The sequence below is a fragment of the Salicola sp. AFF1 genome (assembly GCF_056783195.1).
In genome coordinates this window covers 1-21,304 of record NZ_JBXAYL010000027.1, presented here as the reverse complement: position 1 = coordinate 21,304, position 21,304 = coordinate 1, and the positions used below count along the sequence as shown (strand labels likewise).

At 61.0% G+C, this 21,304-nt stretch carries 20 protein-coding genes; 6 read left to right on the top strand and 14 right to left on the bottom strand.

The features are described from left to right. The first annotated feature begins 69 nt into the window (after window positions 1-69). Both AC1RQI_RS14395 and AC1RQI_RS14390 read left to right on the top strand, forming a co-directional pair. Window positions 70-1,026, top strand: a complete 957-nt coding sequence (locus AC1RQI_RS14395; RefSeq protein ID WP_481905337.1) for a hypothetical protein — start codon at window positions 70-72, stop codon at window positions 1,024-1,026. Next, window positions 1,023-2,981 (top strand): ATP-binding protein, encoded by a 1,959-nt coding sequence (locus AC1RQI_RS14390; RefSeq protein ID WP_481905336.1) that lies wholly within the window; start codon window positions 1,023-1,025, stop codon window positions 2,979-2,981. Before AC1RQI_RS14395 ends, AC1RQI_RS14390 begins: the two co-directional genes overlap by 4 nt. A gap of 7 nt (window positions 2,982-2,988) precedes the next feature. Here the strand turns inward: AC1RQI_RS14390 and gorA are convergent, their stop codons facing one another. The 10 genes from gorA to gspE are packed head-to-tail and all read right to left on the bottom strand — an operon-like array spanning window position 2,989 to window position 12,059. After that, a complete protein-coding gene (gene gorA / locus AC1RQI_RS14385) occupies window positions 2,989-4,356 on the bottom strand; it encodes a glutathione-disulfide reductase (protein WP_481905335.1) in 1,368 nt (455 codons plus the stop codon). 13 nt (window positions 4,357-4,369) lie between these two features. Continuing rightward, entirely contained in the window at window positions 4,370-4,888 is a 519-nt protein-coding gene (gspM, locus tag AC1RQI_RS14380) for a type II secretion system protein GspM (protein ID WP_481905334.1), read from the bottom strand. A gap of 5 nt (window positions 4,889-4,893) precedes the next feature. Beyond that, window positions 4,894-6,183, bottom strand: a complete 1,290-nt coding sequence (gene gspL, locus AC1RQI_RS14375) for a type II secretion system protein GspL (RefSeq protein WP_481905333.1) — start codon at window positions 6,181-6,183, stop codon at window positions 4,894-4,896. A gap of 32 nt (window positions 6,184-6,215) precedes the next feature. After that, complete coding sequence (gspK, locus tag AC1RQI_RS14370; RefSeq protein WP_481905332.1) at window positions 6,216-7,244, bottom strand: type II secretion system minor pseudopilin GspK; 1,029 nt, start codon at window positions 7,242-7,244, stop codon at window positions 6,216-6,218. Beyond that, entirely contained in the window at window positions 7,241-7,963 is a 723-nt protein-coding gene (gene gspJ / locus AC1RQI_RS14365; protein WP_481905331.1) for a type II secretion system minor pseudopilin GspJ, read from the bottom strand. The genes gspK and gspJ overlap by 4 nt, the downstream gene beginning before the upstream one ends. Further along, window positions 7,960-8,346, bottom strand: a complete 387-nt coding sequence (gene gspI, locus AC1RQI_RS14360; protein WP_481905330.1) for a type II secretion system minor pseudopilin GspI — start codon at window positions 8,344-8,346, stop codon at window positions 7,960-7,962. Before gspI ends, gspJ begins: the two co-directional genes overlap by 4 nt. Then, complete coding sequence (gspH, locus tag AC1RQI_RS14355) at window positions 8,346-8,897, bottom strand: type II secretion system minor pseudopilin GspH (protein WP_481905329.1); 552 nt, start codon at window positions 8,895-8,897, stop codon at window positions 8,346-8,348. Before gspH ends, gspI begins: the two co-directional genes overlap by 1 nt. A gap of 7 nt (window positions 8,898-8,904) precedes the next feature. Beyond that, complete coding sequence (gspG, locus tag AC1RQI_RS14350; RefSeq protein ID WP_481905328.1) at window positions 8,905-9,342, bottom strand: type II secretion system major pseudopilin GspG; 438 nt, start codon at window positions 9,340-9,342, stop codon at window positions 8,905-8,907. Window positions 9,343-9,347: 5 nt separating this feature from the next. Then, window positions 9,348-10,556, bottom strand: coding sequence for a type II secretion system inner membrane protein GspF (gene gspF / locus AC1RQI_RS14345; protein ID WP_481905327.1), 1,209 nt, complete (start codon window positions 10,554-10,556; stop codon window positions 9,348-9,350). A 3-nt stretch (window positions 10,557-10,559) separates the two neighbouring features. Next, a complete protein-coding gene (gene gspE, locus AC1RQI_RS14340; protein ID WP_481905326.1) occupies window positions 10,560-12,059 on the bottom strand; it encodes a type II secretion system ATPase GspE in 1,500 nt (499 codons plus the stop codon). Between the two features lie 96 nt (window positions 12,060-12,155). Here gspE and AC1RQI_RS14335 point away from each other — a divergent pair, with 96 nt between their 5' ends. The 3 genes from AC1RQI_RS14335 (at window position 12,156) to AC1RQI_RS14325 (ending at window position 15,502) form a co-directional block, all read left to right on the top strand. After that, window positions 12,156-12,791: a type II secretion system protein N gene (locus AC1RQI_RS14335; RefSeq protein WP_481905325.1), complete on the top strand. Its 636-nt coding sequence runs from the start codon at window positions 12,156-12,158 to the stop codon at window positions 12,789-12,791. Further along, window positions 12,763-13,443, top strand: coding sequence for a transglutaminase-like cysteine peptidase (locus tag AC1RQI_RS14330; RefSeq protein ID WP_481905324.1), 681 nt, complete (start codon window positions 12,763-12,765; stop codon window positions 13,441-13,443). The genes AC1RQI_RS14335 and AC1RQI_RS14330 overlap by 29 nt, the downstream gene beginning before the upstream one ends. Window positions 13,444-13,528: 85 nt before the next feature. Further along, window positions 13,529-15,502 carry an acetoacetate--CoA ligase gene (locus tag AC1RQI_RS14325; RefSeq protein ID WP_481905323.1) on the top strand — a complete coding sequence of 658 codons (1,974 nt, stop codon included), beginning with the start codon at window positions 13,529-13,531 and terminating at the stop codon, window positions 15,500-15,502. 1 nt (window position 15,503) lies between these two features. Here the strand turns inward: AC1RQI_RS14325 and AC1RQI_RS14320 are convergent, their stop codons facing one another. The 4 genes from AC1RQI_RS14320 to AC1RQI_RS14305 all read right to left on the bottom strand — a co-directional run bounded on the left by AC1RQI_RS14320 (window position 15,504) and on the right by AC1RQI_RS14305 (window position 19,311). Next, the gene (locus tag AC1RQI_RS14320) at window positions 15,504-17,042 is read right to left on the bottom strand and encodes a cation:proton antiporter domain-containing protein (RefSeq protein ID WP_481905322.1); all 1,539 of its coding nucleotides are present in this window, start codon (window positions 17,040-17,042) and stop codon (window positions 15,504-15,506) included. A gap of 24 nt (window positions 17,043-17,066) precedes the next feature. Next, window positions 17,067-17,498: an ion channel gene (locus AC1RQI_RS14315; protein ID WP_481905321.1), complete on the bottom strand. Its 432-nt coding sequence runs from the start codon at window positions 17,496-17,498 to the stop codon at window positions 17,067-17,069. A gap of 121 nt (window positions 17,499-17,619) precedes the next feature. Continuing rightward, a complete protein-coding gene (locus AC1RQI_RS14310; RefSeq protein WP_416634513.1) occupies window positions 17,620-18,561 on the bottom strand; it encodes an electron transfer flavoprotein subunit alpha/FixB family protein in 942 nt (313 codons plus the stop codon). Continuing rightward, the gene (locus AC1RQI_RS14305; RefSeq protein ID WP_416634512.1) at window positions 18,562-19,311 is read right to left on the bottom strand and encodes an electron transfer flavoprotein subunit beta/FixA family protein; all 750 of its coding nucleotides are present in this window, start codon (window positions 19,309-19,311) and stop codon (window positions 18,562-18,564) included. 224 nt (window positions 19,312-19,535) lie between these two features. Between AC1RQI_RS14305 and AC1RQI_RS14300 the strand changes: the two genes are divergently transcribed. Beyond that, window positions 19,536-21,191, top strand: coding sequence for an electron transfer flavoprotein-ubiquinone oxidoreductase (locus AC1RQI_RS14300; protein ID WP_481905320.1), 1,656 nt, complete (start codon window positions 19,536-19,538; stop codon window positions 21,189-21,191). Window positions 21,192-21,304 lie beyond the last annotated feature (113 nt).

The following is a 21,304-nucleotide window of genomic DNA, read 5'->3' as shown; positions in this document are numbered from 1 at the left end:
GGATACCAGCTGGGCAGTTCAGACGTTTCTGCCCGTGGAATCGAGTCTCCATCTCTGAGGGGGCGGGCTATGGGTAATCGGCTTTGGCAGGCAGGAAAACGTCTAGTGGTGTCGCTGCTGATGTGGCGATATAAGGCGGCTGCCAGCGGCTGGCAGTGCCTGACGTTTGTGGTGCTGTTGGCCCCCGTTGTCGCCGTCGCTGAGCCGTTATCGGAAACGGTCTATGTGGCACCCCCGGATCATCCGCGATACAAACAGGTCCAGAGGGTGCTATCGGAAAAGCTGGATGGCGTGCGGTTTCGGGCCTGGTCTTCCAGTGCCAGCTCTAAAGCGCTGGTGATTACTCTGAACCAGGCCACGCTTTCCGAAATCCGGGCCAACAGGCCGGACCAACCGGTTTTGGCTCTCTTTGTCCTATCGCAGGCGGTTCAGTCCATCGTTCAGAACCGGGAGGACTTCTCGGCCCTCTATGGAGACCCGCCATTGTTTCGCCAGGCCCGTTTGGGGCAGCTTCTAATGCCGCAAGCCGGGACTGTGGCCATACTCGCTTCTCCCCAGGAGGCCGGCCAGTACACCGATCTCCGGACTCGCCTTAACGATGAGCTCGGATTGGCCTCAAGGGTCTTTGTGGTGCCTTCACGGGATCAACTCATCCGCCATCTGGCCCGGGCGCTGAGCTATGGCGACTTCCTGCTTGGCACACCGGATCCGGCCATCTTTAATCGTCAGACCCTCAAGCCGTTATTGCTTACCAGTTATCGCAGCAACCGGCTGGTGATTGGCCCCACTCGCGCCTCTGTAAATGCCGGGGCGGTGGCATCCACCTATACCAGTGCCCGGGCCCAGATTCTGGAAGCAGGCGATATGATCCGGTCCTGGCTGGATCAAGGGGAGTTGGGCAGCGCCCGCTATCCGAGCCGGTTTGACGTTACCGTCAATGAGCAGGTGGCCCGTTCCCTGGAGCTTCCTGTGCCCAAGGAAAAGGAACTGAAGAAGCAACTCATCCGCCAGGAGGATGGCTCATGAGCCAGGGGCGCTGGAGCCTGTACCACCGTCTGCTATTGCTCGGGATGCTGCCGGCTGTGACCCTATTTGTGTTAATGGTGCTTTTCTTTGCTCAGGTACGGCTGGAGGATGCCCGTGAAAACCTGTTAAGCAATGCTCAGCTGACCGCTGACAACCTAGCTCCTGCCGTGGAGTTTGCTCTGATTGCTGGCAATCAGGCGGAACTGAAGGGGATTCTCAGCAAGACACTGGCGCGTTCCGCTGCACACCGGATTGAAGTATGGGGCCGCAACGGTGACGTAGTGGCTTCCGTCTCAGACCAGCTGCCCGCGGATGCAACGGTGCACCATTTCACGAGTGTGATTCGCCAGGCGCCGATTGAACTAGGGGGCACGTCTGGTAGAGGGGATGAATTCGGCCTCATGGGATCTGGGAGCTGGGAAAGCAACCGGGGTCGCCGCATTGGTAAGGTTCACATGGCGGTCTCGGAAGCCGAGCTCGCTCGGGAACAATGGGCCATGCTTTGGACCCTTGCAGGCATAGGGCTGGTCCTTTTTACCGCTACCTTCCTGTTTTCACGGCGTCTTGCCCAACGGTTGAGCCGGCCTATTGAACGCTTGGGACATACCCTGCATCAACTGCCGGACGAAGACCCAGATATTGGCACAGGAGAACCCCTGGCAGCTCGTGAGCTGCAGTACCTCCAGGATGCGGTGGCTTCCATGACCCAGCGCCTGCGCCGAGCAGAAGCGGAACAAACCACCAGCTTCCGGGAACTGGCCCAGGCGCGGGATAAAGCCGAAAAAGCGAACAGTGCCAAGTCTGACTTTCTAGCCATCATAAGCCATGAGCTACGCACGCCGCTCCATGGCGTGATCGGTATGCTGCAGCTTCTTGAAACGGAAAAACTTCCACCCAATCAGCAGCAGGATTATATCGTCACGGCGCGCCGTTCCACCGAGGACCTCCTTGTTATCATCAATGACCTGCTCGATTTCTCCCGCATTGAGCGGGGCCGGCTGGAGCTTGAAGACACCCTGTTTGACCCTCGCAGCGTCATCGAGAACTGTTTTGCCTCCTTTCGTCATGACGCCGAGTCCAATAACCTCACCTACCATCTAACGCTTCACGGGGACTGGGAGGCAGCGCCTTCAGCGTACGGCGATCCGGGACGCCTGCGGCAGGTCCTGGCCCACTTGATTGGCAATGCCATCAAGTTTACACCCGAGGGCCAGGTGACGGTTTCCGCAACCTGGCGGCTGGACAGCGAGACCGAGGGCACGTTGGTCTGTGAGGTAACGGACAGTGGTTTGGGGATCCCTACTGAAAGGCTCGGGGATATGTTTGCCAGCTTTGAACAGCTGGATACCTCAACAACCCGGCGCAGTGGCGGTACGGGTCTTGGTTTGCCACTGGTACAGCGGCTGGTGGAGCTGATGGGGGGCCATATTGCGGTAGACTCCGAGCCAGGGTCCGGCAGCTGGTTCCGGTTTGTTATTCCAATGAAGGTGTGTCGAGAGTTGCCTGATGCGGGTGCTGGGCCCGGTGATGAGGCCGAAGCCAAGGCCGGGGGACCCGTTCAGGACGCTGGCGTCCGCGAGGCGCTTGTTGTTGAGGATAATGTGGTTAATCAGCGGGTTGCTGCCCGCCAGCTGGAGAATCTCGGCTTCCATGTCCGGTGCGCTTCGAGCGGCACAGCCGCCGTGGATGCCATTTGCGAAGGCGCCCAGCATTACGATGTGATTCTGATGGACTGCCAGATGCCGGGCATGGATGGTTGGGAGGCGACACGACGCATACGCGTCTGTGAACGCCAGGGTCGGCCAGGACAACGCACGCCCATCATTGCCATGACCGCGGATGTCCTGGAGGGAACCGAACAGTCCTGTCTTGAAGCCGGCATGGATGCATATCTGCCCAAACCAGTCCGGCGGAACAGTCTCCAAGACACCCTGAACCAATTTGTGCCCTTGTAACCAGCGATCAGTCGCTGACGGGCTCGCGCATGGTTACGAACTCTTCCGCGGAGGTTGGGTGGATGCCGACAGTGGCATCAAAAATCGCCTTGGTGGCGCCGGCTTTGAGTGCCACGGCCATGCCCTGCATCATCTCCCCCGCTTCGGGACCGACCATGTGAACGCCCAGTACCTGGTCCGTAACCGAGTCCACGACCAGTTTCATCAGCGCCTTCTCTTCACGGCCCGAAAGCGTGTGTTTCATGGGACGGAATGAGGTGCGGTAGAGGGTGATGGAATGCCCTGCATCCTGAGCTTCCTGCTCGCTCAGGCCCACGGTTCCGATCGGTGGCTGACAGAACACGGCGGTGGGGATATTGGTATAGTCCATACGCTTGAGCCCGGAGCCGTACAACTGGTCCACCATTACCATGGCCTGCTCAATGGCAACCGGCGTCAGCTGTGGCGTGCCGATCACATCCCCCAGTGCATGCACTCCTGTCGCACTGGTCTGGAACTGGTTATCAGTAATGATGGCGCCGTTGTCGTCCGTTTCCACTCCAGCGGACTCCAGACCCAGGCCAGCGGTGCGTGGGACGCGCCCGGTGGCGGCCAGTACAAGCCCGGTTTGGTGGGTGCTGCCGTCTGACAGGAGCAGCTCATAGCCCCCGGAGACAGGCGTGATGGTCTCAATATTGGTATTGAAACGCAGGTCGATGCCCTTGCGACCCATCTCCTGTGCCACATGGTCCCGGATGTCATCATCGAATCCACGCAGGAAACGTTCCCCCCGGTAAATCAGTGTGGTCTTAACGCCGAGCCCGGCCAGGATGCCCGCAAACTCGACCGCAATATAACCTCCGCCCCAGACGGTCGCCGATGCTGGCAACTCATCCAGATAGAACATATGGTCGGAGACCAGCGCATGCTCGCTGCCGGGAATGGACGGAACCACAGGTTCGCTGCCTGTGGCGATGGCAATCCGTTCAGCTGTCAGGACAGTAGTACCATCAACGCTGACCTTCCCTGGCGCCTCGATGCGGGCTTTGCCCTCGATGAGTGAGACGCCGGCGTTGTCGATCAGCCGGCGGTAGATGCCGTTAAGACGCTGGATTTCACTGGTTTTGTTGTCTCTGAGCGTGGCCCAGTCAAACCGGATCGCCTCCTCCGCCACATCAAAACCGTATCCCCTTGCATCCTCAATCTCTTCGTGGACATGGGCGCCGTAGACGAACAGTTTCTTGGGCACACACCCCACATTGACACAGGTTCCTCCGAGGGCCCCGGCTTCGATAATGGCTACCCGGGCTCCGGCCTGGGAAGCCATGCGGGCCAGACGGACACCACCGGATCCGGCGCCGATGACAACAAGATCGTAATCAGGGCTGTGGGACATTCTTACCTCCACGTCAGGGTGCTAGAGTCAGGCGGGCATCGACCAGGCCGGGTTTGTCGGTCCTGTCCAGAGAGGCTTGATCCACGGCCAATCCATACTTGCTTTGCAGGTGAGCAAGCCACTGGGTCAGTTCCGTAAACGGCACCGCTTCAAGCCAGAGCCGCATGGCCTTGTCGCCACTGGGCTCAAAACGCTGTAGGGGCAGCTCCGAGCGCTTGGCTGACTCTGTAACGGTTTTGAGCAGGTCCGCATCGCCCAGTGACCCCTGCTGTTTGGCGTTACCCACCTGGGCAATGCGTTCAAGATCCTGTTCCCGGGCGCTGATCCACGCTACCCGCTCACGCGCCTGCTGCATGCGTTCATAGCCCTCGTTGCGATAATCAACAATGGGTCGCCAGACGGCCAGATAGAGGAATGCCAGCGTCAGCGCCCCAATCATGATCTGCAATGCACGCCTGTCGCGTTGACTCAGCTGCTCGTACTGGGTGATGGCACTACGCACCGCCGGGGTCTTCCGGATCGCCTCAAGCATTGTCTTCAACCTCCCTGCCTGACCGTGAGCCGCGCTTCGGTGCCACTGTCACTGTTGACAACGGAACCGATGCGGGCTTTGAAGCCGGAACTGCTGAGACCATCCCGCATGGTGTCGAGCTGGGCAAAGCTCTGACCGCGCAGTTCAATCCGCAGCTCTCCCCGGCTCCGGCTGAACTGGATGCTATCAAAGTGCAGGCTGTCTGGTTGATCCAGGCCCTGGTATTGCTGGCCGGTGGCCTTCAGCATCGCCAGGAAATCCCCTCCGCTGCTGCCATCGCTCGCGGCTCTGATTTTTCCCTTGACCACACGCCGAAGATTGCTGACGTCGGTGCGCCTTTCATCCGGGAAATAGTCCTTGTAGATCGCTATTGCCTGGTCATTGAAGCGTTGGGCCTGATTCCGGTAGTAGATTCCTTCAGCGAACATGAACCCCAGTTGGGCCACAATGCCGAGGATGGCCACAATCGCCACGGGCCGCCAACGCCGCAATGATGAGCCGGCGCCTGAGTGGGTGGCGTAGTCACCCTGGCATAGGTTGATGACCTCGGCATCACCAGCGTTAAGGCTGCTGACCATCAGGGTCAAGGGGGATTGTTCCAGTGTTTGGGTCTGGATGAGCGCATCCGGATGCTGCTCAAGCGACGCCAGTGCCATGCGGTGTTGCTCGGCTGCCTGGGCGGTCGCCAGTACCTGGGCGCCCGGTGGCGTCTCGCTGTCGTCGCTCTCAATCAGTGAGTCCATGAACACACTGAGACTGTCGACAGGGACTTCGTACCAGCCCCCCTCGCGCTGGCGGAGCAGCGCCTGGTCGTCTTCAACCAGGATGGTCCACTGATGGTTGCCAATGGGCAGGAGCATGGCATCGGTGTAGATCGCCCTGACCGGATAGCCGAAGGCCTGGAACCAGGCCATGTAGGCGTCCATCCGGCCCCGGTCCATCGCCGCGACCTGCCATTGGTTCTGCTTCTGGGAACCCAGGGCCAGATGGACCGAGTCAATGTCCTGCGCCAGCTGTTCCTCCACAGCGAAAGGCAGTGCCTGGCGGATCATGCGTTTCTGGCGGCCCGGGATGCGGGCCGAGCAGGGGGTTACGTCCAGTGCCGGAATGACGCCAGTGACCTCGGCTGACTCCACGCCTAGAGCTTGAAGTCGCGCTTGCAGGTGCTCGTGGGTGTCCCCCTGCCCTTGCTCTTCGATATTGCCTGAAGCATTCAGGAGCACCCATTCAAAACCGTCGGTATCGGCACCTTCCCCGGCTTCGGCTCCCGCTCTTATGTAGAGTTGATAGCTCATACCATCCGTCTTTTTTGCCCAGTGCCAGGCACCTACTCGGACGCCTGAATCTGTTCCTTCGTGATCAGCTGGGTCCTGCCCGTGTCCCGGGAAAGGATCCTCACCTCGCCATTGCGTGTCCGCTGTGCCTTCGATACCAGCCTGTACACTGTACCACTGACGCTGACCTTTGAGGCGATCTCAAAGAAGTCCGTGCTCACCCCTAGGCCGTCCGCTTCGAGCCCCAGACCAGCAAATTCGGGGAGCGCCAGGAACGCCTCAACCTTCTCGACAGGCGACTCCTGAAGGCGCTTTTGGACGCTTTCCGCCTGTCCCTGGCTGATGCGATCGTGCAGGGAACGTATCACGGGGGTGGAGGCGAAGTTGACGTTCAGAGTGGCGTCCCGGTTGGGAAGCGCCGCAATGTGCGGGCGCAGCCGTTGGTATGCCGCCTTGGTCATCCCGTCAAGAAGCCTGACCTCCGTTATGCTCACAAAGGGTTGATCACCAGCCCGGTAGCCTGGATCCAGCAGCATGTAGTCACTGTCCTCGGCCCCAGCGCCACCGGTACGTTTATTATCCGCATCCACCCAGTCGATGAAGGTTTCGACTGTAACGTTGCGGATTTCCAGTGCGCGCAGCAATCGCGCCAGCCGGTTTCGCTGGAGCTGGTTGACCGTGCCGTCAATGGCCGTCAGCGCATTGAGGTTCAGCCGCCCCCGGAGGTCATTGATCTGGGTCTGGATGACCCCCTGCTCCACGGGCAGGGTCAGTGCGGCTCGTGCCCAGCCTTCCTTGGCGTGATCCACCTTCTGGTTCGTGCTCCCTTCCTCCTGTTCGTTCTCGCTACCGGGGATGTTGAGCTGGCCCTTGATATCCCGGGCAAGGAACTGACGCGCGAAGGCTTCTGCCCCAAGCGCCAGACTGCGGGCGTCGCTCTGGCCCAGGTAGGTGGTCGCTCCCCGGATCATGATGCTCTGGCGGGTCAGCATGCCTGAGGCCAGAATGGAGCCCAGCGCGAACGCCATCAGAACGATGATCAGCGCTACGCCATGCTGACGGGGGAAACGACCGGCCTTCATCTGCCCTCCTCGGCGTCGTCTTCTTCCTCATTATTAGTCCCGCCGCCCGGCCCCCCGGGTTGGAAAGCCACACCCTGGCCCAGCGCGACTACCCGGCGCAGGGTTCCGAAACGCTGGTGTTCGAGCACTACCTCCACTGCCCTGGGCATGGGCATTCTCAGGACATCGAGGCCATCGGCGTCTGACGGGCTGTTACCGTTGCCGTTATCGGCGGGCCACTGGCTGACCCATTGGCCATTAGCGTTCCGGAACCGCACCTTCACCGAGGTCACGTTCTCCAGCAGCTTCTGCTCCCGGCTCTGGGTATTCGGGGCGCGGTCCAGAACCGGCCAGTATCGCCGGATCAGACGTTCATCAATGTCATCGTATTCCCAGGCCACACGCTGGAGTTCACTGCGTTTATCACCCAGGGGGTTGCGCCATCCCTGACGCGTCAGTTCCAGTTCCGCGTCATTGATGCGGCTGGTCAGGGCGGGGAGGCGTTCCCCGTAGGCATCCTTAACCGGTCGCTTGACGGCCTGCAGGAGATCCCTCTCAAGCAGGGAAACGGTTTTCTGGACATCGCGGAAGGCCCCGGAGGCCCGCTCGATGCCATCGCGGGAGGCCATGAGCCTGTTCATGGTATGCCAGACCCCCAGCGAGATCATGCTGGTGATGAGGATGGCAACCAGGACCTCAAGCAAAGTAAAGCCCCTGTTACGCCGACCCCCACCTTTCATGGGTTGCGCTTCCCAAGAAAACCAGTGAAAACGAGTTGTTGCACACGATTACGCTGGTTACCGCTCAGCTGGTACAGCGTGATCTCCACCCGTCTTATTGCCGGATCCTCGGTATTGCTGACCACGGTTTCCATTTCCCAGTCGCGGCCACCGAAAGCGACCTCGTCGTCCGATTCGCCTGTTTCGGGCATCTGTTCCTGCAGGCGCATTTCTGTCAGGCGGTTCTGCGCGATCCAGGAGGCCATGGTCTGGCTCTCAATCCGGCGGTATTTGTTGATGTAGCCGGAAGACACATGTTCCACCATGGCTGCCAGAAGCCCGAAGATCATCAGCGCAATCATGACCTCAATCAGTGTGAAACCGCGAGCCCGCACCATTGTCATTACAGGCGCTCCTCGTAGCTCTCGTCGCCGGGCTGCAACCATTCAACGCCGGTAGCGCCGTCACTGGTCAGAAGCTGGGCCTTGTTGCCGTCCGTCTTCTCCCACCAGAGATACAGGTCAAACGCGGTGGATTCTCCGGAGGAGAAGAACACCAGGTCCGGTTCCGGCTGTTGCTTGTCGTCATCACCGGTCTCCAGGGCATCCGCTTCACCGCCGTCCGTCATCAGTTCCAGCTCCACCCAGGCGGGCAGGCTTGCCCCTGAAAGGCCGCCCCGGGGAACCGGCGCCCACTGGGCCTGCTCACGGTCCAGCTGAAGGAACTCATAGCCGTCTTTCTGGAAGCGAATCCCGATCTCCCGGTTCGTCATGACCGCTTCTTCCGAAGCCGCCTGCATCCTGAGATAGAGGCTTCGGGCGCGCTCCCGCAGCTCCCGCCGTTCACCACTGCCGCCCATATTGAGCCCGACCAAGCTCATCAACAGGCCCACGACGACGAGCACCACCATCAGTTCGATGAGGGTGAAACCCGCTGAGTGCCGCCTCCCGATCATGCCGTCCTTACTCGTCGATGTCCCAGACGCTGAGGTCCGCGTCCAGGCCTTCGCCCCCTTCACTGCCGTCAGCCCCGTAGGAGTAGAGGTCATAGGGCCCCTCGGAGCCGGGCTGGACGTACTGGTATTCATTCCCCCAGGGGTCTTTGGGAATGGCGTTCATGTAGCCCTCAGGATTCCAGTTATTGGGTTCCGGTGAGCCGCTCGGTTTGCTGACCAGGGCATCGAGCCCCTGCTCGGACGAGGGATAGTGGCCGTTATCCAGCCGGTACAGGTCCAGGGCGCTGCTGATGTTGCGCAGCTGCGCCTTCGCCGTTGTGACTTTGGCCTGATCTCCCCGGCCCATGATGTTAGGCGCCACCAGAGCCACCAGCAGCCCCAGGATTACCAGTACCACCATAATTTCAATGAGGGTGAAACCACGGCTTCGAATTGTGTGCTTCATTGTCATTAACCCGTAAATTGGCTCATTTGCATAATGGGCAGCATGATCGCCAGGACGATGATCAGTACTACCCCTCCCATCACCAGCAGCATCAGGGGCTCAAAAAGCCCGACGAGCGCGGCAATCTTGCTCTGCAGGTCGTTCTCCTGATGCGTGGCGGTGCGTTCCAGCATCTGGTCCAGTTCACCACTGGCTTCGCCGCTTCCGATCATGTGGATCATCATCGGCGGGAAGTAGCCCGTGTTCTCAAGGGCGTTCTTCAACGAACCACCCTCGCTCACGGACTGGGTTGCCTCCCGGATTCTCTGCTTGAGGTACTCATTCGACAACACCTCTCCTGCAATGCGCATGGCTTCCACCAGTGGAACGCCGCTGCTGGAGAGGATGCTCACCGTGCTGGCAAAGCGTGCTGCGTTCATGCCACGGGTCATCCGGCAGATAAAGGGAATGTGCAGGAGCTGACGGTGGACCTTTAGTTTGAAGGCGGGGCGGCGCAGCGCCAGGCGAAAGCCGATTCCCGCCGCAATGAGCAGTATGAGCAGCAGCCAGCCCCAATCGGCGAAGAAATGACTCACCGCCAGAAGCCCCTTGGTCAATGGCGGCAGTTCCTGGCCACTGCGCGTGACGACGTCAACGACGTCTGGCACCACATAGGTGAGCAGGAAGATGACGATGGCAATGGCCACGAATATCAGGATCACCGGATAGATCGCCGCCAGCTGGACCTTCTGCCGGGACTGCTGGCGGGCTTCGGTGTAATCCGCGAGACGGTTGAGTACCAGGTCCATGTGGCCAGCGTGTTCGCCCGCGGCCACGGTCGCCCGGTACAGGTGCGGGAATGCCGAGGGGAACTCCGCCAGGCTCCCCGCCAGCGTATGGCCTTCCAGGACCTTGGCGCGAACGGCCAGCATCATGCTTTTGATGCGGGGTTTCTCCGACTGGTTGGCAATCGCGGATAGCGCCTGTTCGACCGGGATGCCGGACTGGATCAGGGTGGCCAGCTGGCGGGTAACAAGCGCCAGGTCCGAGGTTGACAGTCCGCGACCGACGCTGAAGCCGGTATCCTGCTGGCGCTCGCGCGTGGGTGAGACCTCCAGCGGTGCCCAGCCGCGTTCACGCAGCTGCTGGCGTACAGCACGTGAGCTGTCGGCCTCCAGAACCCCTTTCTTCTGCTTGCCGCGCGCGTCCAGTGCTTTGAATTCAAATGCGGCCATTGATCATCCCCGGTGTGTCACCCGCAGTACTTCCTCCACAGTCGTGGTGCCATCCAGGATCTTGGCGACACCGTCGGCGTGGATGCTTGGGCCACGCTCGCGCGCGGCCTGCTCCAGGGCCTGCTCCCCAGCCCGGTCGTGGATCAGGGTTCGCAGCCCTTCATCAACACCGATGACCTCGTAAATCCCCATACGCCCCCGGTAGCCAAGCTGGTTACAGGCGTCACAACCGCCATGACGGTAAATGGTGGGCGGATTGTCCGGGGCGGCGCCCAGAAACCGGCATTCCGTGGCATCCGGGGTGTAGGGTTCGCAGCATTCCGGGCACAGCACCCTCACCAACCGCTGGGCGGCAATGCCGATCAGGCTTGATGAAATCAGGAACGGTTCCACGCCCATGTCGATCAGGCGTGTTATGGCGCCGGTGGCCGTGTTGGTATGCAGGGTCGAGAGCACCAGGTGCCCCGTCAAACTGGCCTGGACCGCGATCTCGGCGGTTTCCAGGTCCCGGATCTCGCCGATCATGACCACGTCCGGGTCCTGGCGCAGGATGGCCCTCAGCCCCCGGGCAAAGGTCATCTCCACCTTGGGGTTGACCTGGGTCTGCCCGATGCCCGGGAGGTTGTACTCGATGGGATCCTCAACCGTCAGGATGTTGCGCGACCGGTCGTTGATCTCGGTCAGGGCGCCGTAGAGGGTTGTGGTCTTACCGGAGCCGGTAGGCCCGGTGACGAGAAGGATGCCATAGGGCCGGCTCACCAGGTCTTTCACCAGGTTCAGGTCACGCTCGGCCATGCCAATGGAGTCGAGTTCCAGCAGTCCGGCCTCTTTGTCCAGCAGGCGCAGTACCACGCGCTCGCCGTTCGACGACGGCATGGTTGAAACCCGGATATCCACCTCACGCCCGGCTACGCGCAGCGAGATGCGTCCATCCTGGGGCACCCGCTTCTCGGCGATGTCCAGCCGGGCCATGACCTTGATGCGCGATACCAGCAGCGGCGCCAGGGCCCGTTTGGGCTGGACCACTTCCCGCAGAACGCCGTCCACCCGGAAGCGCACCACCAGCCGTTTCTCATAGGTCTCGATATGCACATCCGAGGCCCCGGTCTTGATGGCCTCGGTGAGTATGGCGTTGATCAGGCGGATGACCGGCGCGTCATCCTCCTGCTCCATCAGGTCCTCCGTTTCGGGAACCGAGTCCGCGAGACTGGCGAGATCCATGTCTTCGCCAATGCCCTCCACCATCTGCATGGCTTCCTCGGAATCGTTCTGGTAGGCGCGGGTCAGCGCCTCGTCAAACGCCTCCGCATCCATTTCCCGCAGACGGGCGCGGCCCCGGCTGATCCGGGTGGCCTCGGCAATGGCCTGGGCTGGTGCGCCGGGGCGTACCAGCAGCTCCAGCTCGCCCTGATCATCGTGCGTGAGCACAACGCCATTGCGTCGGGCAAAACTGAAGGGCAGTCTGGCTTCCGTGGTGCGGGTCTCGTTCAGGGTTTCGCCCATGTCGCAAACCGTGCGGTGTTGGTTTGTGGTTACGTTATTATCCCGGGATAATGAAGGCAACCGTCATTCCCGGCTATTGGAAAGGGCTGATTGTCCATGGAAAAACGCTTTAATGCCATGCCTGTGATCACAGCAGTAATGCTCGCTGTGGCAATTCTGGCGTTGATTGGCTGGCAGGGGCTCCGTATGAGCCAGCATGGGGCGGATACCCCGGAGGCCGTTACAAGGCAGAATGCCCCGGCTAACAGCGGCGGAGCGAATGAGGGGCAGCCGCCCGAACTCAGGGAACTGGCCTTTTTCGGGAAGCCGGGCGAGCAGGCGGATGAGCCGGTTGAGCGTGCGGAAACCCTGCCGGAAACCAACCTGCAGCTTGTGCTCCGTGGGGTGATGGCGGGGGACACTGAAAAACACGACAGCGCGCTGGTGGAGGGACCTGACGGCGAGACGAAGGTCTACCGCGTGGGGGATGCCCTGCCCGGCAATGCCAATCTGCGTGAAGTCCGGCGCCGGCGGGTTGTTATCGAGCGCCGTGGCGCTCTGGAAACCTTGACTTTCCCGGAAGAGGATGAGGGCAGCCGGATGGCGCTGCGTGGCAAGCGCGGCGTGGCCTCGGGGAACCGGCGTGCTGATGCAGCGGATCGGGCTGCCACAGAACCTGCCAGCTCTGCCGGGGGCTCCAGCGACGATATGCAGAGCCGGCTTAATGAACTCCGTGACCGGCTCAGCAACTGACCGCATCAGCCGCCTTTGCTGGTGCTGGCCGTTATTGCTGGTGGGGCTGGCTGCAGGCATGGCCCATGCTATCAACCTGGGAAGCGACCTGCTTGAATACGTGCAAGAGGAATTCGGCAGCGGAGCACGCCAGCGGTTGACGGACTGGGAAGAGCTGGTCGCCGAGCACAGGGATATGCCGGAAGCCAGCCAGGTTCAGGTCGTGAACCGTTTTTTCAACCAGAGGGCCTTTGTCAGCGACCAACAGCACTGGGGGCATGAGGATTACTGGGCCACGCCGGTTGAATTCCTGGCCACGGATGCGGGGGACTGTGAAGAGTTCGCCAATGCCAAGTATATGACCCTGCGCGCCATGGGGGTGCCCGAAAAACGCCTGCGCGTGACCTATGTGGATGCGGTCCATCTGGACCAGGCGCACATGGTCCTGGCCTGGTACCCGGAACCCGGTGCCGAGCCCCTGGTGCTGGATAACCTGGTCAATCACATTCAGCCTGCTTCCCAGCGTACCGACCTCAAGCCCGTGTACAGCTTCAATGGCACGGACCTCTGGCTGAGCCGCGACGAGCGAAGGGACCGGCGCATTGGCAGTGCCGATGAACTCGAGCAGTGGCGCCGTCTCCGTGATCGCATGCTCAGCCTCCCGGCTGACTGAGGGGCTGGTTTGGTAGGCGTGGGACAAGGGATGGAATGTTAAACTGCTCACCAGAACTCCGAACCCAAACAGGGATCCATCCAAAATGACAGAGCAACCGATCTGGACCCCGACAAAGGACCGCATCCAGAACGCCCGCCTTACGCATTACCAGAACTGGCTCAAGACCCAGGGGCACGCTCCTGGCGATGCCTGGCAAAGCCTCCACCAATGGAGCATCCAGCACCCGGCGGCATTCTGGGAATCCATCTGGCAGTATTTTGACGTACGTGGCCAGTATCAGGCGCGTCGCGTTCTGGAGAACGGACAGCGGATGCCAGGCGCGACCTGGTTCGGTGGCGCACGGCTGAATGTCGCGGAAAACCTGCTGCGCGGCGAGCCCGATCGCGTTGCCCTCATCGAGCAGCGGGAGGACGGCCGTGGCCGCCAGCTGACCTACGGCGAACTGCGTGAAACCAGCGCCCGCCTCGCCGGTACCCTTCAGGAGCATGGCGTTACCCAGGGCGACCGCGTTGCCGCCTTCATCACCAATGGCCTGGAAGCCGTCATCGGCATGCTCGCCACTGCCCGGCTGGGCGCCGTCTGGTCCTCCTGCTCCCCGGATTTCGGCTATGAAGGAGTGCTTGAACGTTTCGGCCAGATCCAGCCCAAGGCCCTGATCGCCGTTAATGGCTACCAGTACAACGGCAAGACCATCGACACCCGTGAGCGCGTGCAACAACTTGCCGAGGCTTTGCCCGAGCTGGTCCTGCAGGTACGCATCAACAACCAGCCGGACTATCCCTGGGAAACTGGGGGATCCGCCATGGATTGGGCCGACGCTCTCCAGAGCGAGCCCGCCGCTGGCTTCACCCCGGTTGCCTTCGCCGACCCGCTCTACATTCTCTATTCCTCGGGCACCACCGGTGCCCCCAAGTGCATCGTCCACAGCGTCGGCGGCACCCTGCTCCAGCACCTCAAGGAACTGGGGCTGCACACCGACGTGGGTCAGGATGACGTGGTGTTCTACTACACCACCACCGGATGGATGATGTGGAACTGGCTGGTCAGCACTCTGGCGCTGGGAGCCACCGCGGTGCTGTACGACGGCTCGCCCATGGCGCCCACGCCGGAGGTACTCTGGAACCTCGCTGAGGAACACGGCATCACCGTCTTCGGCGCCAGCGCTAAATACTACGCCGCCTGTGAGAAAAACGGCCTCAAACCCCGTGAGACCCACGGCCTGGATCCGCTGAAAGCGGTTCTCTCAACCGGCAGCCCGCTCGCCCATGAGAGCTTTGATTACATTTACCGGGACATTAAGCCGGATGTCTGTCTGTCCTCCATTTCCGGTGGTACCGACATTGTCTCCTGTTTTGCCCTGGGCAACCCTACCCTGCCGGTCTACCGGGGTGAGTTGCAGTGCCTCGGCCTGGGAATGGACGTGGCCATCTACAACGATGCAGGCGAGCCAGTAACAGAGGAGAAAGGCGAACTGGTGTGTCGTGCGCCCTTCCCCGCCATGCCGATCGGGTTCTGGAACGATCCGGACGGAGACCGCTTTCACAAGGCCTATTTCAGCCGCTTTGATGGCGTCTGGGCGCACGGCGACTTCGGGGAGATCCGGGTGCACCCGGCCACGGACTCAACACCCGCCCAGCAGGCAATGATCATCCATGGCCGCGCCGATGCGGTGCTCAATCCCGGCGGCGTGCGCATCGGAACCGCGGAAATCTACCGCCAGGTCGAGACGCTCGATGAGGTGGTGGAGTCCATCGCCGTGGGCCAGCAATGGGGGAATGACCAACGGGTGGTGCTGTTCGTGCGCCTGCGCGAGGGAGAGGAGCTGTCAGAGGCGTTATGCGAGCGTATCCGCAGCACGATTCACAACAACACCACGCCCCGGCATGTGCCGGCGCGTATCCTCCAGGTGCCGGATATACCGCGGACCCTTAGTGGCAAGCTCGTGGAGCTGGCCGTGCGCCAGGTCATCCATGGCGAGACGGTGCACAACCGGGAAGCCCTGGCCAACCCCGAAGCACTCGCGTATTTCGCGAACCGGGAGGAACTGGCGCGCTGATTCAGACTGCTTCCATGGTCTTGTCCGCCACCCCAATGCCGGCGCTGGCCATGGCCTGGTAGGTCTCGTTCACACCAGCGCGTTGCAGTGGCTCCACTTCATCGGTGTGGAACGTATTGGCGATGATCGAGCCTTCGAAGCCCAGGCGACGCAACTGCCGGGCCGCCATCAGCTTGCCCTCGAGGTGGGGCATGGTGAGGATCGCGGCCCGCAGGTTCCCGATCGAAACGCCATGCCAGAAGCCGACATCCTCGGCGTCCGCATAGACCACGTTGAATCCCTTGGCTTTCAATCGCCATACCTTGTCCGGGTCGGCATCAACGGCTACCACGTTGCGCCCCCGTTCTTTCAGGGCCTTCATCGCCGAGATGCCGGTACGCCCTACCCCGATGACCAGAATCTCCGCATCGCCCAGCGAAACCGGCTGTTCGTCGGGGTGAGGGGTGCGCCGTTCAAATGGCAGAAGGCGCGTCTCAAACCGGTCATAAAGGCCATGTGCCATCCGGTTCAGCGGTGCGGCAATCACGAATGACGTGGCAACAGTAACCGCAAGCGGCGCCAACCAGCCCGGAAGTACATTGGCGGCCACGATCAGGCCGAACTCGCTGTAACAGCTCAGGCTCAATGCGCCCAGGAAGGCATTACGGGCACGGAGGCGGAACCGGGTCAGAAGCAGGAAGAACAGGAAGCCTTTCAGCGGGAGCACGGCTCCCATGATCAGGGCCAGCACCAGAGCCTCGTAATCCGGAAAGCCGGACATACCGATCTGAAGGAAAAAGCCGATCAACAGGATTTCCTTCAAACCCCACAGCGAGCCACTGAGTTCCTGGGCCCGGGGGTGGCCGGACAACAGGAACCCCATCGCGAGCGCTCCCAGCTCAGGGCTTACGCCCATCAGTTCAAACCCGTAACCCCCTGCCCCAACGGCCAGCACCACGCCCATGAGCACCAGCAGCTCCTCGTGGCCGGCCACATCCATCAGCCAATGAAGTACTGGCCTGAGCAGCGGCAGAAACACCAGCAGCAACGCATAGGCATTGGGTGAATGGTCCGCCCCAAAAGCCAGCACGGCCAAAGCGATCAGGTCCTGTATGATCAGGATCCCGATGGCAATGCGGCCGTGGAAGGCGCGCAACTCGCGCTTGGCTTCCAGCGTCTTGGCGGCGAGCACCGTGCTCGAAAACGACAGTGCAATGGCGAGCAGAAGGGTCTGTTCAGCGGCCAGGCCCCCAATGAGATGGATCCCCAGAGCCAGGAGAAGGACCGTGACGGAAAAATGGAGCAATGCCGTTCCCAGGACGGCCGGTTCGATGAGCTGCTTGAGCTTGAGCTTGAGGCCCACCGTGAAAAGAAGCAGCAGGACGCCCAGGTGAGACACGTGTTCAAGCACCGCGCCCGCGTTTGGTGGCAGGCCCAGCTGGGCGCCGTAACGGTTCAATGCAAACCCGGCAATCAGGAAGCCCACCAACGGTGGTAGTCCGACGCGCCTGACCAGAAGGCCAAAGACAAATGCAAAGGACAGGGAAACGACCTCAATCACGTGTAATCCCTCATGTTCATGGTTTCAACGCCAGAGACGCTGCATATGAAGAAAGCTGAATGAGGCTGACCAGGTGATCAACAGAAAGCCCATCAGGGCCTCGGCACCGTAAAGAAACCGTATGGCGCCAGTGGGATAGATTTCTCCGTACCCAAGTGTTGTATAACTGATGACGGAAAAGTAGAGAAAATCGCCCGGGCTGGCTACTGGCACCATTCCTTCCAGGGCGCCAGCCTGGCCATGATTCACCAGGGACCACGCCAGTATGCCAAACAAACCGATTTCGAGCATGTGGACCACAAAGAGTGAAAGCACCAACAGAATCATCCCGCTCGCGGGCGCAAGGGCAATCCGGTGCAGTCGTTTGGCGAGAACCGATGCCGCGCCGTAGTGAAGAATCGTTGATCCGATCACTGCCAGTGCCGTTGCAGGTATTACCAGAAGGAGTCCGCTCATCGCCTGCCTGCCATATGCTTGAAACCTCCATCCAACGATGCCGCACATAGTGGCCCATCGGGTGCCCGGACACAAAAAAGCCGCGCCCGGAGGCGCGGCTTTTTGGGGGTTACCCGAAGCGTTAAACCACTTTCTTGAGCTCTTCCTCAAGCTGAGGTACCGCCTCGAACAGGTCCGCCACAAGCCCGTAGTCCGCCACCTGGAAGATGGGAGCGTCCTCGTCCTTGTTGATGGCAACAATGACCTTGGAATCACCCATGCCCGCCAGGTGCTGGATGGCGCCGGAGATACCAACGGCGATGTAGAGGTTCGGCGCCACGATCTTGCCGGTTTGGCCAACCTGCATGTCGTTGGGCACGAAGCCGGCATCAACAGCGGCACGGGAAGCACCGATGGCGGCGCCCATGACGTCAGCCACGGATTCCAGCATCTTGAAGTTATCGCCATTCTGCATGCCGCGGCCGCCGGAAATAACCACATCTGCGGAGGCCAGGTCCGGGCGGTCGGATTCCTGGATGTCTTCGCTGACGAACTCGGAGATGCCTGCATCGTGGGCCGCATCCACGGATTCGATGGAAGCGGAGCCGCCTTCGGCCGCAGCCGGGTCAAAAGTGGTGGTGCGCACGGTCACGACCTTGACGCTGTCCTCTGACTGGACAGTGGCGACAGCATTACCCGCGTAGATCGGGCGAACGAAGGTGTCCTCGGACTGAACGCCGATGATGTCGGAAACCTGGGCAACGTCCAGGCTCGCGGCAACGCGCGGCATGGTGTCCTTGCCAACGGTGCCGGCGGACGCCAGCAGGTGGCTATAACCCTTGCCCACTTCCGCGACCAACAGGCTCAGGTTCTCGGCCAGGCTGTGCGCATAGGCATCGTTGTCCGCGGTGAGTACCTTGTTAACACCAGCCACCTTGGCGGCCTGCTCAGCAACACCGCCGATGTCCTTGCCGGCGACCAGAACGTCGATGTCGCCGCCAATGGCCTGGGCTGCCGCGATGACGCTCAGCGTGGAACCGGCCAGCTCACCCTTGTTGTGATCCGCTAAAACCAGTGTACTCATTTAAACCACCTTCGCTTCGTTCTTCAGTTTGTCGACCAGCTCCTCAACGCTCTCAACCTTCACGCCAGGCTGACGCGGCTGCGGTTCTTCGACCTTGAGGGTCTTGAGCCGTGGCGCGATATCGACGCCCAGATCGGCTGGACTGACGGTCTCAAGCGGCTTCTTCTTGGCCTTCATGATGTTGGGGAGCGAAGCATAGCGCGGTTCGTTCAGGCGAAGATCCGTGGTAACCACGGCCGGCAGGTTCAGCGAAACGGTCATCAGGCCGCCGTCGATCTCACGGGTCACCTTGACCTTCTCACCTTCCACATCGACCTCGGAGGCGAAGGTGCCCTGGGGCATGCCCGCCAGCTGGGCCAGCATCTGGCCGGTCTGGTTGTTGTCGGTATCAATGGACTGCTTGCCCATGATCACCAGTTTCGGTGCTTCCTTGTCCACAACCGCCTTGAGCATCTTGGCCGCATCCAGGGACTGGACATCTTCATCCGTTTCTACCTGAATAGCGCGGTCCGCGCCCAGAGCCAGTGCTGTGCGAAGCTGCTCCTGGCTGACCTTGGGGCCGATGGTGACGGCGACAATCTCGGTGGCAATGCCTTTTTCCTTGAGCCTAACGGCTTCTTCAACGCCGATTTCGCAGAAGGGGTTCATTGCCATCTTGACGTTGGACAGGTCCACACCGGTGTTGTCCGGCTTGACGCGAACCTTGACGTTGTAGTCAATCACTCGTTTTACAGCGACCAGAACCTTCATAGATTCCTCGTTTCCTGCCATGGGTTTGAAATGTTGATGCGGCGGGCGTCCCCGGCAAAAGCGCCCTAATATTGACGCCAAAACCACAGGGGGTCAATAGCGTCAGCGCCAGGGTGCCATCGTTCAATGTTATTCAAACAAACGTTTGTTTGATTTCCATGATGATATATCCTATGGCAACGTAAAGCCACAGATTGCCCATTGGAAACCCTGAGGAGACTATCGTGGAACGCGAATCGATGGAGTTTGACGTCCTGATCGTGGGGGCGGGCCCGGCGGGGCTTTCGGCTGCCTGCCGCATCCAGCAACTGGCGAACGAGGCGGAGCAGGAGTTGACCGTCTGCGTTGTCGAAAAGGGTTCCGAGGTTGGTGCCCACATCATCGCCGGAACGGTGTTCGAGCCAACGAGCCTGAACGAACTCTTCCCGGATTGGAAAGAACGCGGCGCCCCCCTGAATACCCCTGTCACCCGGGACGACATCTATTACCTGCGCGGGGCTGACAATGCCACCAAGGCGCCCGATGCGCTGGTGCCCAGGAACATGCACAACCACGGCAACTACATCATCAGCCTGGCCAATCTGTGCCGCTGGCTCGGCGAGCAGGCGGAGCAGCTCGGGGTTGAGGTCTACCCTGGCTTCCCCGCCGCTGAGGTGCTCTATGAGGACGGTGTCGTCAAGGGCATTATCACGGGGGATTTCGGTGTTGATGCCGACGGCAACCCAAAGGACGGCTACATGCCGGGCATGGAGCTGCGGGCGCGCTACACCCTGTTCAGCGAGGGGTGCCGCGGCCATCTGGGCAAGGAGCTGTTGCGCCAGTTCAACCTGGACGAAGGCAAGGACCCCCAGCACTACGGTCTCGGCATCAAGGAGCTGTGGGACATTGATCCGGCGAAGCACGAGCCGGGGCTGGTGGTGCATACCGCTGGCTGGCCTCTGTCCGAGAGTGGCACCACTGGCGGCGGCTTCCTGTATCACCTTGAAAACGGCCAGGTCTATGTGGGGCTGATCACTGACCTCTCCTACTCAAACCCCTACGTCTCGCCGTTCGAGGAATTCCAGCGGATGAAGACGCACCCGACGATCAAGCAGCACCTGGAAGGCGGCAAGCGGGTTGCCTACGGCGGGCGCGCCATCACCAAGGGCGGCTACAACAGCCTGCCCAAGATGAGCTTCCCGGGCGGGCTGCTGCTGGGCTGTGACGCCGGCACGCTGAACTCGTCCAAGATCAAGGGCTCACACACCGCCATGAAATCCGGCATGCTGGGCGCGGAAGCGGTGTTCGAGGCGATCCAGAAGGGCTCCGAAGGGGGTGACGACCTGACCAGCTTTGGCGAGAAGTTCGACAACAGCTGGCTGTGCAAGGAGCTGTTCCAGGAGCGCAACTTCAGCCCGGCCATGCACAAGTTTGGTACCGTGATCGGCGGTGGCATTGCCTTCCTGGAGCAGAATATCCTGCGCCGGCCCTTGCCGATCACCTTCCATGACACGACACCGGACTACGCGGCGCTTAAGCCCGCCGCCGAGTGCAAGAAGATCGAGTATCCCAAGCCGGATAACACCCTGACTTTCGACCGGCTGTCCTCGGCGTTCATGTCGAACACCAACCATGAAGAGGATCAACCCTGCCACCTTCAGCTGAAGGATCCAGAGGTGCCGATCCGCGACAACCTGCCGGTTTACGACGAGCCGGCACAGCGGTACTGCCCGGTAGGGGTTTATGAAGTGGTTGATGCCGAGGACGGCAGTGGCAAGAAGTTCCAGATCAACGCACAGAACTGCATTCACTGCAAAACCTGCGACATCAAGGACCCGGCCCAGAACATCCAGTGGGTGGTACCGGAAGGTGGGGGTGGCCCCAACTACCCCAATATGTAAGAGGCTGGAACAAAAAAAGGCGACCCGCGGGTCGCCTTTTTTGTTTGCCCGGCGAAGCCGGCAAACCCGGCCACCTGCAAGAAGGTGGCGTCACCCCGACTGAGGGGAAGACA

Bases quoted from the DNA above. Each gene is read 5' to 3' on its own strand.
- gspG (WP_481905328.1), bottom strand. From the start codon at position 9,342: ATGAAGCACACAATTCGAAGCCGTGGTTTCACCCTCATTGAAATTATG.
- AC1RQI_RS14325 (WP_481905323.1), top strand. From the start codon at position 13,529: ATGACAGAGCAACCGATCTGGACCCCGACAAAGGACCGCATCCAGAAC.
- gspK (WP_481905332.1), bottom strand. From the start codon at position 7,244: ATGAAGGCCGGTCGTTTCCCCCGTCAGCATGGCGTAGCGCTGATCATC.
- gspF (WP_481905327.1), bottom strand. From the start codon at position 10,556: ATGGCCGCATTTGAATTCAAAGCACTGGACGCGCGCGGCAAGCAGAAG.
- AC1RQI_RS14315 (WP_481905321.1), bottom strand. From the start codon at position 17,498: ATGAGCGGACTCCTTCTGGTAATACCTGCAACGGCACTGGCAGTGATC.
- gspJ (WP_481905331.1), bottom strand. From the start codon at position 7,963: ATGAAAGGTGGGGGTCGGCGTAACAGGGGCTTTACTTTGCTTGAGGTC.
- AC1RQI_RS14390 (WP_481905336.1), top strand. From the start codon at position 1,023: ATGAGCCAGGGGCGCTGGAGCCTGTACCACCGTCTGCTATTGCTCGGG.
- gorA (WP_481905335.1), bottom strand. From the start codon at position 4,356: ATGTCCCACAGCCCTGATTACGATCTTGTTGTCATCGGCGCCGGATCC.
- gspM (WP_481905334.1), bottom strand. From the start codon at position 4,888: ATGCTTGAGGCGATCCGGAAGACCCCGGCGGTGCGTAGTGCCATCACC.
- AC1RQI_RS14395 (WP_481905337.1), top strand. From the start codon at position 70: ATGGGTAATCGGCTTTGGCAGGCAGGAAAACGTCTAGTGGTGTCGCTG.
- gspI (WP_481905330.1), bottom strand. From the start codon at position 8,346: ATGACAATGGTGCGGGCTCGCGGTTTCACACTGATTGAGGTCATGATT.
- AC1RQI_RS14335 (WP_481905325.1), top strand. From the start codon at position 12,156: ATGGAAAAACGCTTTAATGCCATGCCTGTGATCACAGCAGTAATGCTC.
- AC1RQI_RS14330 (WP_481905324.1), top strand. From the start codon at position 12,763: ATGAACTCCGTGACCGGCTCAGCAACTGACCGCATCAGCCGCCTTTGC.
- gspE (WP_481905326.1), bottom strand. From the start codon at position 12,059: ATGGGCGAAACCCTGAACGAGACCCGCACCACGGAAGCCAGACTGCCC.
- AC1RQI_RS14305 (WP_416634512.1), bottom strand. From the start codon at position 19,311: ATGAAGGTTCTGGTCGCTGTAAAACGAGTGATTGACTACAACGTCAAG.
- gspH (WP_481905329.1), bottom strand. From the start codon at position 8,897: ATGATCGGGAGGCGGCACTCAGCGGGTTTCACCCTCATCGAACTGATG.
- AC1RQI_RS14310 (WP_416634513.1), bottom strand. From the start codon at position 18,561: ATGAGTACACTGGTTTTAGCGGATCACAACAAGGGTGAGCTGGCCGGT.
- gspL (WP_481905333.1), bottom strand. From the start codon at position 6,183: ATGAGCTATCAACTCTACATAAGAGCGGGAGCCGAAGCCGGGGAAGGT.